The organism is Longispora sp. NPDC051575, from assembly GCF_040681875.1.
Lineage (GTDB): Bacteria > Actinomycetota > Actinomycetes > Mycobacteriales > Micromonosporaceae > Longispora.
Map to the genome: position 1 here is coordinate 417392 of NZ_JBFAZP010000003.1, position 14904 is coordinate 432295.

Annotated in this window: 14 protein-coding genes; 8 read left to right on the forward strand and 6 right to left on the reverse strand. The window is 74.8% G+C overall.

Annotated features, from left to right (window positions below; translation table 11 throughout):
• Nucleotides 1–107 precede the first annotated feature (107 nt).
• Nucleotides 108–1190, reverse strand: a complete 1083-nt coding sequence (locus AB0M43_RS09415; protein ID WP_363722730.1) for a thioester reductase domain-containing protein — start codon at nucleotides 1188–1190, stop codon at nucleotides 108–110.
• A gap of 18 nt (nucleotides 1191–1208) precedes the next feature.
• Between AB0M43_RS09415 and AB0M43_RS09420 the strand changes: the two genes are divergently transcribed.
• Nucleotides 1209–1757, forward strand: a complete 549-nt coding sequence (locus tag AB0M43_RS09420) for an EF-hand domain-containing protein (RefSeq protein WP_363722731.1) — start codon at nucleotides 1209–1211, stop codon at nucleotides 1755–1757.
• A gap of 115 nt (nucleotides 1758–1872) precedes the next feature.
• Here the strand turns inward: AB0M43_RS09420 and AB0M43_RS09425 are convergent, their stop codons facing one another.
• A complete protein-coding gene (locus AB0M43_RS09425; protein ID WP_363722732.1) occupies nucleotides 1873–3675 on the reverse strand; it encodes an ABC transporter ATP-binding protein in 1803 nt (600 codons plus the stop codon).
• The gene (locus AB0M43_RS09430; protein ID WP_363722734.1) at nucleotides 3672–5339 is read right to left on the reverse strand and encodes an ABC transporter ATP-binding protein; all 1668 of its coding nucleotides are present in this window, start codon (nucleotides 5337–5339) and stop codon (nucleotides 3672–3674) included. The genes AB0M43_RS09425 and AB0M43_RS09430 overlap by 4 nt, the downstream gene beginning before the upstream one ends.
• A gap of 42 nt (nucleotides 5340–5381) precedes the next feature.
• Here AB0M43_RS09430 and AB0M43_RS09435 point away from each other — a divergent pair, with 42 nt between their 5' ends.
• The 7 genes from AB0M43_RS09435 to AB0M43_RS09465 all read left to right on the forward strand — a co-directional run bounded on the left by AB0M43_RS09435 (nucleotide 5382) and on the right by AB0M43_RS09465 (nucleotide 12485).
• The gene (locus AB0M43_RS09435; RefSeq protein ID WP_363722735.1) at nucleotides 5382–6392 is read left to right on the forward strand and encodes an iron chelate uptake ABC transporter family permease subunit; all 1011 of its coding nucleotides are present in this window, start codon (nucleotides 5382–5384) and stop codon (nucleotides 6390–6392) included.
• Nucleotides 6389–7414: an iron chelate uptake ABC transporter family permease subunit gene (locus tag AB0M43_RS09440; RefSeq protein WP_363722737.1), complete on the forward strand. Its 1026-nt coding sequence runs from the start codon at nucleotides 6389–6391 to the stop codon at nucleotides 7412–7414. The genes AB0M43_RS09435 and AB0M43_RS09440 overlap by 4 nt, the downstream gene beginning before the upstream one ends.
• Nucleotides 7411–8208, forward strand: a complete 798-nt coding sequence (locus tag AB0M43_RS09445; RefSeq protein WP_363722739.1) for an ABC transporter ATP-binding protein — start codon at nucleotides 7411–7413, stop codon at nucleotides 8206–8208. The genes AB0M43_RS09440 and AB0M43_RS09445 overlap by 4 nt, the downstream gene beginning before the upstream one ends.
• Before the next feature lie 63 nt (nucleotides 8209–8271).
• Nucleotides 8272–8781 carry a SigE family RNA polymerase sigma factor gene (locus AB0M43_RS09450; protein ID WP_363722741.1) on the forward strand — a complete coding sequence of 170 codons (510 nt, stop codon included), beginning with the start codon at nucleotides 8272–8274 and terminating at the stop codon, nucleotides 8779–8781.
• Entirely contained in the window at nucleotides 8778–10145 is a 1368-nt protein-coding gene (locus AB0M43_RS09455; RefSeq protein ID WP_363722743.1) for a hypothetical protein, read from the forward strand. The genes AB0M43_RS09450 and AB0M43_RS09455 overlap by 4 nt, the downstream gene beginning before the upstream one ends.
• Before the next feature lie 52 nt (nucleotides 10146–10197).
• Nucleotides 10198–11817 (forward strand): hypothetical protein, encoded by a 1620-nt coding sequence (locus AB0M43_RS09460; RefSeq protein WP_363722745.1) that lies wholly within the window; start codon nucleotides 10198–10200, stop codon nucleotides 11815–11817.
• Between the two features lie 47 nt (nucleotides 11818–11864).
• Entirely contained in the window at nucleotides 11865–12485 is a 621-nt protein-coding gene (locus tag AB0M43_RS09465; protein ID WP_363722747.1) for an L-threonylcarbamoyladenylate synthase, read from the forward strand.
• A 27-nt stretch (nucleotides 12486–12512) separates the two neighbouring features.
• On the opposite strand, the gene AB0M43_RS09470 is transcribed toward AB0M43_RS09465, so the two are convergent.
• The 3 genes from AB0M43_RS09470 to AB0M43_RS09480 form a co-directional block, all read right to left on the reverse strand.
• On the reverse strand, nucleotides 12513–13961 hold the full coding sequence (locus AB0M43_RS09470; protein ID WP_363722749.1) for a hypothetical protein: 1449 nt from the start codon (nucleotides 13959–13961) through the stop codon (nucleotides 12513–12515).
• Between the two features lie 40 nt (nucleotides 13962–14001).
• A complete protein-coding gene (locus tag AB0M43_RS09475) occupies nucleotides 14002–14298 on the reverse strand; it encodes a hypothetical protein (RefSeq protein WP_363722751.1) in 297 nt (98 codons plus the stop codon).
• 107 nt (nucleotides 14299–14405) lie between these two features.
• Nucleotides 14406–14891, reverse strand: a complete 486-nt coding sequence (locus AB0M43_RS09480; protein ID WP_363722753.1) for a carboxymuconolactone decarboxylase family protein — start codon at nucleotides 14889–14891, stop codon at nucleotides 14406–14408.
• Between the last annotated feature and the right edge of the window lie 13 nt (nucleotides 14892–14904).

The window sequence follows — 14904 nt, forward strand, 5'->3', positions numbered from 1 at the left end:
CCGGCCGGGTCGCGCGGGGCGCCAGCGGTGCTGCCGGGTGGTGCGGTGCCGCCGGGTGGTCGGGCGTTGTGCCGGAGACGGTGCCGTGTCGTCGGATGCGCGGGGTGTCACCGGGCCAGCAGGCCCGCGCCCGCCAGGTAGCCCACGATCCGGTCCAGGTAGGCCGTGTCGGCGACCGGGCAGGTCACGCCGAGGCTGGCCAGCGCCTCCCGGGTCCGCGCCGAGCGCACCACCGGGACCTGGTCGCGGGGCGTCGCCCGCAGCACGTACGCCCCCATCCCCCACAGCGCGAGCATCGTGAACGCCGCCGTCTCGGCCACCCGCTCCTGCAGGGTCGCGTGCCAGCGGGGCACCGGCTGGGAGGCCGGGGCGTAGCCGTGCGCGCGGAGCCGTTCGAAGATCACGTCCATGGCCAGGTGCTCGGGCTGGTTCAGGTGGTACGACCGTCCGATGCTCTCCGCCTGTGTGGACAGGGCCACGATCGCGCGGGCCACGTAGTCGACCGGGGCGGTGGGCATCGCGGTGCCGCAGTCCGGGGCGATCCCGAGGACGGCGGCGGCCCGGATCGTCCGGGTGATCAGGTCGGAGGCGGAGGACTCGCCGGTCACATGGTCGCCGGTGATGAACGCGGGCCGGTAGATCACGTACGGCACCCCGCTGGCCCGCACGAGTTCCTCCCCGTCGTACTTGGTGCGGGTGTAGCCGACCGCGCCGGCCATGCCCGGGGCGAGCGCGGTGTCCTCGTCGACCTCCGGGTGCCCGACGTGCGGGGCGTCGATGAACACGCCGGCCGAGGACACGTGGTGCAGGGTGACCCCGGCCCGGGCGGTCAGCTCGACCACGGTCCGGGTGCCCGCCACGTTGCACGGCGCGAGCCGTTCGTAGTCGGCGGACAGGTTGACGGTCGCGCCGCAGTGGTAGACGGCCGAGGCCGAGGAGGCCAGCCGGTCGTAGCCGGGGCCGTCGAGGCCGAGGCGGGGCGCGCGGAGGTCGGCGCGGACGGTGACGACCCGGTCGAGGTCCGTGACGCCCCGGTGGGCCAGGTAGGCGGCGAGCCGGCGGCGGGCGCCCTCGTCCGTGCGGCCCCGGACCAGGCAGTGCACCTCGGCGTCGGTGCGGGTGAGCAGTTCGGCGCACAGGTAGCCGCCCAGGAAACCGGTAGCCCCGGTCAGCAGGACAATCTTGGACATACCCCTTATTGTAGAGGGATGACTTCGACCTTTCAGGACACCAAACTCGACAAGGCCTTCGGGCACCTCGACGTCGACGGCAACGGCGTCGTCGAGCACTCCGACGTCCTCGCGCTCGGCAGCCGGCTGTTCGCCGGCTTCGGCGAGGCCCCGACCAGCGCGAAGGGCCAGCAGGTCCTCAACGGACTGGAGACCTTCTGGCAGACGCTGCTGTCGGCGACCGACCTCGACGGCGACCGGCGGATCTCCCCGACGGAGTGGCGGACCGGGATGGCGAACGCGTTCATCCACGACCGGGCCGGCTTCGACGCGGGGCTGCGGCCGGCCGCCGAGGCCGTGATGCGGCTCGCCGACACCGACGGGGACGGGCTGGTCAGCCTCGCCGAGTTCCACACCCTGCAGCGCGCATTCGGCACGCCGGCCGAGCAGGTGGCGCCGAGCTTCGCGCGGCTGGACACCGACGGCAGCGGCACGTTGTCGGTCGACGAGCTGGTGGCGGCCACCCGGGTGTACTACACGGGCGCGGACGAGGACGCCGCCGGGAACTGGTTCTTCGGCCAGGTCTGAGCGGAAGCCACGCGGGCCCACCGACGATCCGGGCGGGCCGACCACGAACTCGGCGGCCGGCCCGGAGCAACCGTGGGACCGCGGCCGCAGGACCCGCGCGGCGTCGGCACCGGCGTCAGGCGCCCTGGCGGGTGTCCGACCACGCCTCCCACAGCGACGCGTACCGCCCACCGGCCGCGACCAGTTCCGCGTGCGTCCCCGTCTCCACCACCCGGCCGGCCGCCATCACCACGACCCGGTCGGCGGCCGCGGCCTGGGTGAGCCGGTGGGCGACCACGAGCGCGGTCCGGCCCTCCAGCGCCCGGTTCGCCGCCGCCTCCAAGACCCGGGAACCGGCACTGCCCGCGTCGGCGGTCGCCTCGTCCAGGATCGCGATCGGCGGGTCGGCGAGCACCAGCCGGGCCAGGGCGACCTGCTGGGCCTGGGTGACGGTGAGCCGGTGCCCCTCGTCCCCGACCAGGGTGTCCAGGCCCTCGGGCAGCGCGTCCACCCAGGTCAGCGCGCCGACCTTCTCCAGGGCGTCGCGCAGGTCGGCCTCGGCGGCCCCGGGCCGGGCGAGGCGCAGGTCCTCGGCGAGCGGACCGGCGAAGACGTGCACCTCCTGGCTGATCAGCGCCACGGTCCGCCGGGTCGCCTCCGGGCCGAGGGCGTCGAGGCTGCTGCCGCCGAGCAGGATCTCGCCGCCGTCGGGCCGGTGCACGCCCGCGACGAGCTTGGCGAGGGTCGTCTTGCCGGCCCCGCTGGCCCCGACGAGGGCGACCCGTTCGCCGGGGGCGAGGGTGAGGTCGACGCCGTGCAGGACGGGGTGGCCGGGCAGGTAGGCGTGCCGGAGCCCGACGACCTTCACCGAGGAGTCCGCGGCCGTGCCGGGGCGGGCGGGCTCCGCGGCGACGGGCAGGTCCGCGACGCCGACCAGCCGCGACAGGCTCGCGGTGGCCGCCTGCGCGTCGTCGACCAGGGCGAGGGCGGAGTTGATCGGGTTGAAGAGGCTGTGGAAGTACAGGGCGGCGGCGGTGGCCGTGCCCAGGGTGACCGTGTCGTTGCCGACCAGCACGAACCCGGCGATCAGCACCCCGGCGAGGCCGATGTACTCGGCCAGGTTCAGCCGGGCGTAGAACCGGGTCAGGAGCCGGATGCCGCGCAGGGTGAGGTCCACGGTGCCCTGGGACCGGCCGCGCACCCGCTCCACGTGCTCGTCGGCGAGCCGGAACGCCCGGACGGTGCGCGCGCCGCCCACCGTGTCGAGGAGCTGCTGCTGGAGGGTGCCGGCGGCGACCCGCTGCTCGGCGTACAGCGGGATGGCGCGTCGGCTGTACCAGCGGACGGTGTGCAGCTGGACCGGCACGGCCAGCAGGACCACGAGCAGGAACCGCCAGTCGAGGACGGCGAGCCCGACGAGGGTCAGGACGATGGTGAGCAGGGCGCTGGCGAACTCGGGCAGCGCCTGGCGCACCGCGCGGGCGATGACGGACACGTCGGTGGTGACCCGGGCGCTGAGGTCGCCGGATCCGGCGCGTTCGACCTGGTCGAGCGGCAGGTGCAGGGCCCGGGCGACGAACCGTTCGCGGAGGGCGGCGAGCATGCTCTCCCCGAGCCGGGCGACGAGCGAGCCGCCGATGCCGGTGGCCACGCCCCGGCCGAGGGCGGCGACGACGAGCAGCAGCACGGGGACCGTGATCGCGCCGGCCGGCCTGTGGTCGACGACGAGGTCGACGATCCGGCCGAGCAGGGGCGCGGTGAGCAGGCCGACGGCGGTGCCGGTGACCATGACGGCCAGCGCGCCGAGGGCGAGGCCCTTGAACGGCCGGAGCAGTTCGGCGACGGCCGCGCGGGTCCGGGGGCCGTCGGCGGTGGGGAGCAGGACGCGGTCCGCGGACGCCTCGGTCATCGGGTACTCCTCCAGGGGTGCGGTCGTCACGCGAGGACCGCCGCGCGGTAGCCGGGGTGGTCGCGGACCAGGTCGGGGTGGGTGCCCTCGGCGGTGACGGTCCCGTCGTGCAGGACGACGACCCGGTCGGTGACGGCGAGCAGGGCGGGGCTGGTGGTGACGAGGATCGTGGTCCGGCCCCGGCGCAGTTCCCGGACCCCGGCGGCGATCCGGGCCTCGGTGACGGTGTCGACGGCGGTGGTCGGGTCGTGCACCACCAGGACGGGCGGGTCGGCGGCGAGCGCTCGGGCGAGGGCGACCCGTTGGCGCTGCCCGCCGGACAGCGACCGGCCGCGTTCGGTGACGACCGTGTCCAGGCCCTGCGGGAGGGCCCCGGCGACCTCGTCGGCGAGGGACGCGCCCAGCGCGGCGTCCACGGAGCCGGCGCCCCGCACGTTGTCCAGGACGCTGCCCTCGAACAGGTCGGCGTCGTGCGCGGCGACCAGGATCGCGGTCCGCACGCCGGCCGGGTCGAGTTCGGACAGCGCGCGGCCGTCGAGTTCGACGGTGCCGGAGTACGGGTCGACGTCGCGGCCCAGGCAGTCCAGCAGCGCGCTGGCGGCCAGCGGGTCGGCGGCGACCACGCCGAGGAACTCGCCGGGCGCGACGTCGAGGTGCAGGTCGCGCAGCGCGGCGTGCTGGACGGACCGGAACCGGACCCCGCCCTCGACGGGGACGCGCGGCGTGTCGGTGCCGTCGGCGGCGGTGTGCGGGGCGGCCAGGACGGTCGCGATCCGGGCGGCCGAGGCCCGGCCCTGGGCGAACTCCCCGTTGACCCACGCGAACGTCTCGAACGGGGTGAGCAGGAACAACGCGAGCCCAACGGCGGCGACGAGCCCGCCGATGCTGATGTCGCCCTCGGCGGCGAGCCGACCCCCGACGAGCGCGACGGCGGCGATGAACACGCCGGTCAGGGTGACGATGGCGCCGTTGTTCCAGGCCTGGGCGCGGGCGGCGCGCAGGGTGGCGGCGAGCGAGTCGCGGCTGGTCGCCCGGTACCGGGACACGGCCACCGCCTCGGCGCCGATCCCCTTGAGCACCCGCAGGCCGGCGACGAGGTCGGCGGCGATCCCGGAGGCGTGCGCGGCGCGGTCCTGTTCGACGTCGCTGCGCCGTTCCAGGGGGCGGCCGATCAGGTGGGCGAGGAACAGCAGCGGCGGGGTGCCGAGCAGGACGAGCAGTCCGAGGGGTACGGAGACCCGGAGCAGCGCCACCGCGCCCGTGGTGATGCCGAGCAGCGCCGCGATCCCCCAGACCAGGGCCCCGTTGACGGAGCCGACCCGCTGCGCGTCGCTGGTGGCGAGGGTGACCAGCGCGCCGGACAGCCGGCCGGTGTCGGCGCCGCCCCGGGGGTGCAGGACGCGCTCGGTGACGGACACCCGCAGGACGTGCGCGGCCTGTTCGTTGGCGCGTTCGGCGGACCGGGCGCTGAGCCGGAAGCTGGTGGACAGCGCGGCGAACACGACCCCGAGGACCGCGAGCCACGCCCAGAGCTGCCAGCTGTTGCCGGTGGCCACCGCGCGGTCGATGACGACGCCGATCAGGACCGGGACCATGACCTCGCCGGCCTGGTGCGCGGCGGCGAGCACCGCACCGAGGGCGATGTGCCGCGCCTGGCCCCTGATCGAGCGCCGTAAGAGTTGGCCTGCGCTCACGCCCCACCCCCTTTATGGAAAAGCTTAGGCTAACCTAATGGCGTGCCTGCCCCCCTCGCACCTGCCCTCCGTGCGGTCGGCCTCCTGGTCGCGGTCTGCTTTCTGGGTACGTTGTGCCTGCTCAGCCTCTGGGTCGGCTCCCGACACATGGCCATCGGCGCCACCTGGGACCTGATCTGGGACCCCGACGACTCCACCGAGGCGGCGATCGTGCACGGCGTCCGCGTCCCCCGGACCGTGCTCGCCGTCGCCGTCGGGGCGGCGCTCGGCCTGTCCGGCGCCCTGATGCAGGCCCTGACCCGCAACCCGCTCGCCGATCCCGGCCTGCTCGGGGTCAACATGGGCTCCGCCACGGCCGTGGTGGTCGCGATCGCGTTCCTCCAGATCACCTCCGTCGCCGGCTACGTCTGGTTCGCGTTCGTCGGCGCCGCGCTGGCGACGGTGCTGGTGTACGGGCTCGGCTCGGCCGGCCGCTCCGGGGCCACCCCCGACCGCCTGGTCCTCGCCGGGGCCGCGATCACCGCCGCGCTCGGCGCGTTCAACATGGCGGTCCTGCTGCTCTTCCCGGCCGCGTTCAACAAGTTCCGGTTCTGGGACGTGGGCTCGCTGACCGGCCGCAAGATGGACCTGGTGTACACGGTCGGCCCCTTCCTGTTCTTCGGCACGGTGCTGGCCCTCAGCCTGGCCCGGTCCCTCAACGCGCTCAGCCTCGGCGACGACGCGGGCCGGGCGCTCGGCGCGCGGGTCGGCCGGACCCGGGTCCTCGGCGCGGTCTCCGTCACCCTGCTGTGCGGGGCGGCCACGGCCACGGCGGGCCCGATCGGGTTCGTCGGCCTCACGGTGCCGCACGTCGCCCGGATGATCGTGGGCCCCGACCAGCGCTGGGTGCTCGGGTACTCGATGGTCCTGGCCCCCGTCCTGCTGCTCGGCGCGGACATCGTCGGCCGGGTGGTGATCGCGCCCGGCGAGCTGCAGGTCGGCATCGTGACGGCCCTGATCGGCGGGCCGGTGTTCCTGGCCCTGTGCCGGCGGCGGAAGCTGGCCCGGCTGTGAGGGCGCTGCGGACGCCCGGCGACCGGCTGTCCGTGCGGTACGCGCCCCGGGCGGCGGCCGTGTGCCTCGTCCTCGGGGCGGTCACCGTCGCGGTCGCCGTGCTCGCGCTGACCACCGGGGACTATCCGCTGACCGTGCCGGAGGTCGCCTCCGTGCTCGTCGGGCGGGGCGACACGGTCACGGACTTCGTCGTCGGCACGCTCCGGCTGCCCCGGGTCCTCGCGGGCCTGCTGGTGGGCGCCGCGCTCGGGGTGAGCGGCGCGCTGTTCCAGAGCCTGACCCGCAACCCGCTCGGCAGCCCCGACATCGTGGGCTTCACGACCGGCTCGGCGACCGGCGCTCTGGTGGTGATCCTGCTGCTCGGCGGCGACCCGTCGGCGGTGGCGCTCGGGGCCGTGGTCGGCGGCCTGGCCACGGCGGTGGTGGTGTACCTGCTCGCGGTCCGGGGCGGGATGCACGGTACCCGGCTGATCCTGATGGGGATCGGGGTGAGCGCGATGCTGCTGTCCGTCAACGCGTACCTGATCACCCGCGCCTCCTGGCAGGACGCGCTGGCCGCCCAGTCCTGGCTGATCGGCAGCCTCAACGGGCGGCAGTGGGACGAGGTGGTGCCCATGGCCGTCGCGGTGGCGGTCCTGCTGCCCGTGGCGCTGTACCAGGGGCGGCGGCTGGCCCTGCTGGAGATGGGCGACGACGCGGCGCACGCGCTCGGCGTACCCGTGCAGCGGACCCGGCTGGCGCTCGTCGCGGTCGGGGTGGCCCTGGCGGCCGTGGCCACGGCGGCGGCCGGCCCGATCGGGTTCGTCGCGCTCGCGGCCCCGCAGATCGCCCGCCGGCTGACCCGTTCGACGGGCACGGCGCTGTTCGCGGCCGGCCTGACGGGCGCGCTGCTGCTGGCGGGGTGCGACCTGGCCACCCAGCGGCTCGCGCCCACCCTGCCGGTCGGCATCGCCACCGGCGCGGTCGGCGGCTGCTACCTGGCCTGGCTCCTGGCCCACTCCTGGCGGAAGGCGACCCGATGACCCGGCTGTACGCACAGAACCTGACGCTCGCCTACGAGCAGCGCACCGTCGCCACCGGGCTCGGCGTGGAGATCCCGGACGGGTCCTTCACCGTGATCGTCGGACCCAACGCGTGCGGCAAGTCCACGCTGCTGCGGGCCCTGGCGCGGATGCTCAAGCCACGGACCGGCGGGGTGTACCTGGACGGGGCGCTGATCTCCTCGTACCCGTCGAAGGAAGTGGCCCGCAGGCTCGGCCTGCTGCCCCAGTCGTCCACCGCCCCCGACGGGATCACGGTGGCCGACCTGGTGGCCCGGGGCCGCTACCCGCACCAGCGGCTGCTGCGCCAGTGGTCCCGCGAGGACGAGGCGGCCGTCGCCGAGGCCCTGCACCGCACGCACACGGCCGAACTGTCCGACCGCTACGTCGACGAGCTGTCCGGCGGGCAGCGCCAACGCGTGTGGCTGGCCATGGTCCTCGCCCAGCGCACCGGCATCCTGCTGCTGGACGAGCCGACCACGTTCCTGGACATCGCGCACCAGCACGAGGTGCTCGACCTGTGCGCCGACCTGCACGAACGCGAGGGACACACCCTGGTCGCGGTCCTGCACGAACTCAACCAGGCCGCCCGGTACGCCACGCACCTGGTCGCGATGCGCCGGGGCGGCACGATCGCGGCGCAGGGCGACCCGCGCGACGTGATCACGCCGGAGCTGGTCGCGGAGGTGTTCGGCCTGCCGTGCCGGGTGATCGAGGACCCGGAGACGGGTACCCCGCTCGTGGTGCCCCTGCGCCGGCAGCGCACCGTGGTCTGATCTCAACCATCCGACGCCGTTTTCGCGTTACCTGGGGAGAGACCACCCACGAAAGGCGGACGCGTGCGCGACGAGGGTTTCCGCGAGTTCGTGACCTCCTGTGCCCCGGCGCTGTCCCGGACCGCCTACCTGCTCACCGGCGACCACCACCTCGCCGAGGACCTGTTGCAGTCCGCGCTCGCCAACTGCCACCGGCACTGGCGGCGGATCCGGCACGACAACCCGGCCGCCTACGTCCGCCGGGCCATGCACCGCGAACACATCTCCTGGTGGAGACGCAGACGACCACCCGAGCGCCTGCTGGGCGTCCCGGACCCGGACCGCGCCGCCCCCGGCGACCTCGCCGAGCAGGCGACCCTGCGGCTCACGATGACCGGGGCGCTCGCCGTCCTCACCCCCCGGCAGCGCGCCGTGGTGGTGCTCCGGTTCTACGACGACCTGACCGAGGCCGAGACCGCCCGGGTGCTCGGCTGCACGGTCGGCACCGTCAAGCGGCACGGCCACGACGCGCTGGCCCGACTGCGCGCGCACCTGCCCGGGGCGTTCGCCGAGCACACGGAGGTGCCGTCATGACCGAGCAGCTGCGCCGTTCGCTGCGCGAGACGGCCGAACAGGCGGAGAACTATCCGGTGTACGAGCGCGCGCTGCGCACGTCCCGCCGACGCGGCCGGACCCGGGCCGCCGTGGCCGTGGCCGGCCTGGCCGTCCTCGCCGTGCTGCTGGTCACCGGGGTGCCGGGCATGGTGCGGGTGGTGAGCGAGCCGGCCGCGCCCCGCCCCGGCGCGCCGTCCCTGCCGGACCGGCTGGAGGTGCCGCCCGCGTTCCACACCCGGCTGGCCGGCAACCCGCCCGGGGCGGCGTCGCTGATCTTCGGCGGTCCCCCGTTCGCGTTCGACCCGAACCGGATGATCAACGAGGAGGGCGACCTGGCCGTGGTCGGGGCGCGCGAGGACGTGACCCGGGTGTGGTCGGTCCCGTACGAGGCCGGCGCGGGCGAGTCGGTGGCCCTGTCCCCGGACGGCACCAGGCTCGCCGTCGAGGGCGGCATCGACCGGCGCCGGATCTCGTTGACCGTCGTCGACCTGGTCACCGGCGGGACCCGCGCCCTCGGCGACTGGGGCGGTCCCGGGCCGGCGAGGGCGATCGCCTGGTCGCCGGACGGCCGCACCCTGGCCGTCTCCGCGTACCACAACCTGCACGACGAGCTGGGCCTGGTCGACGTGGCCACCGACACGTACCGGGAGATCGGCGCGCTGACCCCCGACTCCTTCCCCTTCGCGTTCAACTTCGCGTTCGCCCCCGACGGGCAGCGGTTCGTCTACCGGGCCGACGACCAGCTGATCGTCGTCGGCCCGGACCTCAAGGAGCAGTCCCGGTTCCCGATCGCGGCGGACACGTTCCTCGCCGGCCGGGGCGCCTGGCTGCCGGACGGCTCGGCCCTGCTCACCCAGCGCCGCCAGCCGGACGGCAGCTGGCTGCTCACCGGCCGCGACCCGGCCACCGGCGCGCAGGTCCCGGGGGTGCGGTGGACGACCGGTCCGGGGCTGTCGGCCGCGCGGCTGCTGGGTTGGGGGCCGGACGGCGACCCGGTGCTCGTGGCGTATGTCGCCGAGGACGGGTACGAGCCCAACGGGCGCGGCGCCCCGGGGACCTACGACGCGGTGCGTACCGTGCGGGTCGTCGCCCTGTCCTCCTCCGGCCGGACCCGGACCCTGCTCACCGCCGCGGACGGCATCGAGACGCTCGACGTGTCCGCCGACGTGGTCGCGGGCGGGCTGGTCCGGCCGGGTGACCTGCCCAGGTTCGGGGTGCTGTCGGTGGTGGGGGCGGTCCTGCTGGCGGGCGTGGGAGCGCTGGTGATCCTGGGGTTCGTCCGGCGGCGGGCCCGGAGACGAGCCCTCGGTGACGATGCGTCATGGCTGAACTCCTCAGAGTGAGAAGTTCGGCTCGGCTCGGCGGTCCCAGGGACGGTCCGTAGGGTAGGTCACCGTGCGTACCCCTCTGCGCCTGCTGATCCTGGCTGCCGTCCTCCTGGTCGTCGGGTGGCTGCTCCTGCCCTGGGAGTGGTCGCTGATCGACGACGGTCAGGCCCTCGGGCACGTCCGGACGATCGGGGTGCGGCAGACCTTCGAGCTGTACCGGTTCACCGACAGCAGCTGGGGCCTGTTCCGGCCGCTGTTCTGGCTGTACATGGGCACGTTCTACCTGCTCCCGGTCAAGATCGCCTTCACGGTACGGATGCTGATGCTCGCCGTGGCCGTCGCCGTGCCGGCGTGGCTGGTCTGGCAGCGCACCGGTAGCCGGTGGCTGGTCGCCTGGGCGGCGCTGCTGCTGGCCGGCAACCCGAGCCTGCTGCGCAACCTGGCGTACCCGTCGTTGCAGGAGGGGCCCGGCGTGGCCCTCGTCGCGCTGGGACTGCTCCCCTACCGTCGGCCCTGGCCCCGGATCGTGTTCTGGCTCGCCGCCGCGTGGTTCAAGTCCCCGTTCTCGTGGCTGCTGGTCTGCTACGGGCTGCTGCTGCTCGTCCGGCCCGGGGAACGCCGGGTCAGCGACCGGCTGCACGGGGCGGTCGCGCTGGCCGCCGGGGCTGGCACGATCGTGACCGCGTACACCTACAGCCGGGCCGGGGACTACACGAGCTCCCTGGAGTTCGGGGCCGGGAAGTTGTTCGGCTCCGCGCTGGACGCCGCCCGGCAGGTGGGGCCGCCCGTGCTGGTGGTGGTGTTGGGGGTGCTGGCGTTCGGTCTGCGGTACGCCTTCCGGCGCGGGGAGGCGTACCGGTCCGCCGGCTGGCCGCTCCGCCAGCGGACCACGTCCGGGCCGCTCCGTCCGCGTGCCTCGTCCTGGCCGTTCGGTCAGCGGACCTCGTCCGGGTCGGAGCCGCGGGTGGCCAGCCGGTCCCGGGACTTCGGCGGGGTGGGCGGCCCGGTGTCCGCGAGCGTCGACGCCACCGGCGGCGTGCGGCCGGCCAGGGGGGCGGACCTTCGGGGCGGCGCGGCGGGCGCTGAGGGCGTCCTGTGCGTCACCGGCGGGCCGGACGCCCCGGTGGTCCCCGCCCCGACCGACGTCGCCGCCGACCACGGGTCCGGCACGCGCGGCCGGGACGCGGAGAACGTCGCGTGGGCGGTGTTCGGCGGCGGCGCGCTGTACCTGGCGAACCTGCTGCCCTGGAAGACCGACGAACACTACGCCGGCCCGTTCGTGTACCTGCTCATGGCGGCCGTGGTCCTGTCCGTCACCCCGACCCGGGCCCCGCGCCGCGCCGCCCTGCTCGCCGCCGCCCTCGCGGCCCTCCTCCTGACGGGCATCGGCGCCCGGTACGTCTACCGCAACGTCGCCAACACCGCCCAGCTGGAGGCCTGCGTACTCGGCCTGCCCGGCGGGCCGGTGGTCGGCTACAACCGCCAGGAGGGCGCGCCCCGGCTCACCGAGCTGGCCCAGCTCCGCCGCCCCGGCTGGCCCGGCCAGGTGATCTGGGTCCCGAACGGCGCACCGGCCGAGGTGGACTACTACATCCACCAGGACCAGTACGGCCCCGGCTCCCGCCCCCTGATGGCCGGCCCGGTCGTGTGCCGCACCCCACTGGCCACCGTGTACCGGACCCGGTGACGGCGCGTTCCGACCACACCCCCGGGGCGAGGTACTAGGCTCACCCCGTGGCTAGGTACCTGGACGTGCACCCCGACAACCCGCAGGCGCGCTCGATCAGTCAGGTCGTGGACCTGATCCGGGGCGGTGGGCTGGTCGCCTACCCGACCGACTCCTGCTTCGCCTTCGGCTGCCAGATGGGGAACAAGGCCGGGCTGGACCGGATCCGCGAGATCCGCAAGCTCGACGACCGGCACCACTTCACCCTGGTGTGCAGCGACTTCGCGCAGCTCGGCCAGTTCGTGAAGATCAGCAACTCGGTGTTCCGCCTGATCAAGGCGGCGACCCCGGGCAGCTACACCTTCATCCTGCCCGCGACCCGCGAGGTGCCCCGCCGGCTGCTGCACCCGAAGAAGCAGACCGTCGGCGTCCGGATCCCCGACCACAAGGTCGCCCAGGCGCTGCTGGCCGAGCTCGGCGAGCCCCTGCTGTCGAGCACGCTGCTCCTGCCGGGCGACGACGAGCCGATGACGAACGGCTGGGACATCAAGGAACGGCTCGACCACCAGATCGACGCGGTGATCGACTCCGGGGACTGCGGGGTCGAGCCGACGACCGTCGTGGACCTGTCCGGGGACGAGCCGGAGATCCTCCGGGTGGGCGCGGGGGATCCGACACCGTTCGAGTAGCCCGGGGCCGGTTCGCGCGGCGACCCTCTAGAGACCGCAGCGGTCGAGAAGGTGGCGCATCCACGGCACGGGAAACCCCGGTGCCGCCGACACCGCGTGCACGACGCGGTGGTCCCGGTCGAGGAGCAGGACGGCGAGGCGGTCCGCGGCCAACCGGGGATGACCGGCCGCCGCCACACGGACATGTGACTCCGGGTCCGCCGACAACTGTGCCACGAGGTCTGCGGGCAACCCCGGATCCGCACAGGCCAGATGGCGGAGCCGCGGGTCGGGGGCCACGGCGTAGTCGAGGAATGCCGCCCGGGGGAAGTTCGGGCGCTCGTGCAGGGTCGGCGGGCCGAACTTCGGATTCTCGCCACACTCGCGGACGAGACGTTCGAGCAGCTCACCGCTGAGGTCCGGACTGCGCCGCGCGGCGATGCGACGTACCTCCGGATCGGGGTCGTCGTGCAACCGGTTGACGGCCTCGGGCGGCAGGTCCGTGCCCGCGACGGCCCGCCGGAGGTACGGGAACGGGGACGCGAGGGCGGCGAGCCGACGGGCGAGCGGCGCGGAGCGGAGCCAGTCCAGCGACCGCCCCATCCAGGCGGTGCCGAGCCATCCGTCCACGAACACGGACCCGATGTCGTCCGCGTCCGCCGTCAACTCCGCGTACAGGCGGGCCCGGTCCGCCTCGGTCAGGTCCGCGCGCAGCAGGACCTCGCAGCGCACCCAGGCCTCCGGGTCCGCCGCCAGCCGGTCGCGGACAGCGGTCGGCAGCCCCGGATGGCCGGCCAGGGCGTGCCGGACCAGTTCGTCCTCGTCTCCCGCCAGCTCCGCCGCGAGTTCGGGCGTCAGCTCCAGGTGTTGGACCACCCGGTTGCGGCTGAGCGGATCGGCGAGCAGCACCGGATGCAGATCCTTGGGCGGGACGGCGGTCCTCAGCAGACAGGAGGCCCGCACGGCCGGCTCGGCATCCGTGAGCAGGCGGCGGAGCACGTCCTCAGGCGGATCGGGCCACCAGCGGGCGACCGCTTCCCGCACCCCCGCGTCCGGGTCTCCGGCCAGCGCGACCCGGACGCTGACCGGCGCGTCGTCGTGGGCGGCGACCGCCGCGCGGACCGCCGCGTCCGGGTCCCGGGACAGATGCTCCAACAGGGCGGGCGACACCTCGCACCCCGGACCGACCCGCCCCGGCGCGAACCGACGGGGCACGGCTGCCCGCACCACAGGGTCCGGGTGGGCGGCCAGCCGCCAGCGGAGCGCCGTGCCGACAGCCTCGTTGCGGACCAGCTCCTCCGCGATGGCAGGGGTGCCCGCCGCCAGCAGGATCTCGATCAGGTCGTCGGACAGGTCGCGGCGCCAGCGGGCCAGCTCGGCGGCGGCCTCCGGCGCGCCGGCCAGCCGTCGGAGGACGTCGGGCGGCGCGGCCGGATTGCGGGCCAGGCCCCGGAGAACGTGCCGGGTCCGGGGCGGGTCCATCGCCGGAAGCTCCATGCGACGACGGTACGGCACGCCGCAGGCCGCGCCGGAGCGGCTACTTCCAGTTGTAGGTGCAGCTTGCCGCGATCGCCCGGGCCGCCTCGGCGCTGAGCTCCGGACGGTTCGACCGCAGGGTGTCCTGGATCTTGACGCTGATCGCGGCCAGGTCGCCCGGGTCGTCGAAGAAGTGGTCGACCTCGGCGAACAGTTCGCGGATGCGCGCCAGCAGGTCCGGGGCCCGCTCGCCGAAGAGTCGACCGACGGCGTCGGGGTCGCTGCCGGGCCAGGCCCGGCCCGCCGGGTCGCCCCAGATGTAGACCACGACAGCGTGACTGAGCGCCTCATCCACCATCGCCCCAGAATCGCAGGGCCGCGACCACGGCGGGGCCCGGCCCCGATCGGAGGATCGCGGGCCGGGCGGGGGCACCGTCAGCGGAGGTTCGCCGGCCGGGGCGCGTTTCAGTTCAGGGCGGCGGCGAGCGTGCCGGGCTCGTAGGAGCCGCCCGGGTTGCGCACGACCACGTTGAACCGGTTGGCCGCGTTGATGAAGGCGATCAGGCAGATCAGCGCGCCGAGCTGGTCGTCGTCGTAGTGCGCGCGGGCCTCGGCCCAGGTCGCGTCGGACACGCCGTGGTGGGCGTCGGCGAGCCGGGTGCCCTCCTCGGTCAGGGCCAGAGCGGCCCGCTCGGCGGCGGTGAACACGGTGGCCTCGCGCCAAACGGCCACCATGGCGAGGCGGACCGGGGTCTCGCCGGCGGCGTCGGCCTCCTTGGTGTGCATGTCGACGCAGAACGCGCAGCCGTTGATCTGGCTGGCCCGCAGGTTCACCAGTTCCTGGGTGGACTTCGGCAGCGTCGACTGCCCGAGGAGCATGCCGGCGTTGTGGAGCCGCTGGGCGACCTTCGTGGCGGTCGGGCTGTCGAACAGGTTGAACCGGGCTTCCATGGCTTCGTCCTCA